Annotated in this window: 2 protein-coding genes; one reads left to right on the top strand and one right to left on the bottom strand. The window is 67.3% G+C overall.

Going from position 1 to position 1,551, the window contains the following annotated elements:
* A partial coding sequence (locus tag J0695_RS37065; protein ID WP_206969155.1) for a hypothetical protein occupies positions 1-816 on the bottom strand: 816 nt, incomplete at its 3' end.
* Positions 817-1,181: 365 nt separating this feature from the next.
* Between J0695_RS37065 and sepH the strand changes: the two genes are divergently transcribed.
* The coding region (sepH, locus tag J0695_RS37060; RefSeq protein WP_206969154.1) for a septation protein SepH at positions 1,182-1,551 on the top strand (370 nt) is incomplete at its 3' end.

Genomic DNA, 1,551 nt, shown 5'->3' with positions numbered 1-1,551 from the left:
GTCCGGCGTGGAGTCGCCGCTCTTCGCCGGGTCGGGGCTCGGCGACTGGCCTTCGCCCGAACCGCTCTGCGCCGGGGACGGGGTCGTGGTGTCCGCGGGGGTGGGCGAGGACGGTGTGGACTTCTTGCCGCTGTCGCCCGTCACCGCGCCACCGATCGTCGTGCCCTTGCCGCCGCTGAGGTCCTGGCCGGAGAGCAGCTCGAATCCGGTGATCCCGCCCATGGCCATGACGAAGACGACGACGGCCGCGAGCACCGAACGCTTTCCGCCACGGATCCGGGTGCCGTGGGTCGTGGCCTCCGTGAACTCCTCGTGCGCGGGCTCCTCGTCCGTGGACTCCTCGTTCGTGGACGCCTCGGCCGCGGGCACCTGAGGCACCAGCTGCGTTCTGTCCAGGTCGGGCAGCATCATCTGCGTCGCGTCGAGACCCTCCGCCGGGGACTCCGCGGAAACCTGCGTGATCAGCTGGGTTCCCATGTCCTCGGGCCAGGGCGCCGCGACCGTCGGCGGTACCGCTCCGGGGTCCCTGTCACCCGGCACGCGCCGGACCGGGACCTGACGGCCCCTGGGCTTCACCTGGACCGTCACCTCGCGTATCTGCTCGCCGGTGCGGCGGAACAGATGCTGGAAGATCGTGCCGCCGCAGGTCGCGAAGACACTGACCACACCGGCGCCGATGATCGTCCCGTACACCCCGAGCTTCGAGGCGAGTACGGCGGCCACCACCGCAGCGATCGCGCTTCCCGCGACCTGTGGAACGCTCAGCCCAAGGGACCTTTTGTTCGTTTCTGTCTCGTTGTCGGACTTCTGCACCATCTACAGCCTCTGTTTGACCTTCTTTCCCACCATGCACCAGATAGGGACATTTGAGCGAAACGAATAGTTCCGATTCAGCTGATTCTGTGAACCAGGCCACTCCTGCGACGGTTCAACTCCCGTGCGCCGGAAGAACTTCGGCGGCGTGCCGCCCACCCGCGTGGCCCGAATGGAGTACTGTTGCGAGCCCTGGGCCCGGTCTTCCTTGGGGGTGAGTGACCGAAATGGTCACTTTGCGTCGCAAACTGGTAACCGTGCCATAACGGCGGTCCGGGGTTCATGCCCGACACGCCGGGCAGAACAGCAATGTTGTGGCAGGCTGCACCCGGGCAGGCCACACTCGACTAGCGGAAGCAGCGACGCACGTGACGTCGGCAGGCACCACCCGGGAGGTTCCCATGCCCGAACTGCGTGTCGTGGCCGTCTCGAATGACGGCACACGACTGGTGCTCAAAGCTGCGGACAGTACGGAGTACACGCTTCCGATCGATGAACGGCTGCGTGCGGCGGTCCGTAATGACCGCGCTCGACTGGGCCAGATCGAGATCGAGGTGGAGAGCCACCTCCGTCCTCGCGACATCCAGGCGAGGATACGAGCTGGAGCCTCCGCCGAGGAGGTCGCGTCGATGGCCGGGATTCCGGTCGACCGCGTCCGCCGCTTCGAGGGCCCTGTGCTCGCGGAGCGCGCGTTCATGGCCGAGCGCGCCCGGAAGACTCCCGTACGACGTGCCGGTG

The organism is Streptomyces beijiangensis (assembly GCF_017315755.1).
Lineage (GTDB): Bacteria > Actinomycetota > Actinomycetes > Streptomycetales > Streptomycetaceae > Streptomyces > Streptomyces beijiangensis.
This window is presented reverse-complemented; position numbering and strand designations above follow the sequence as displayed.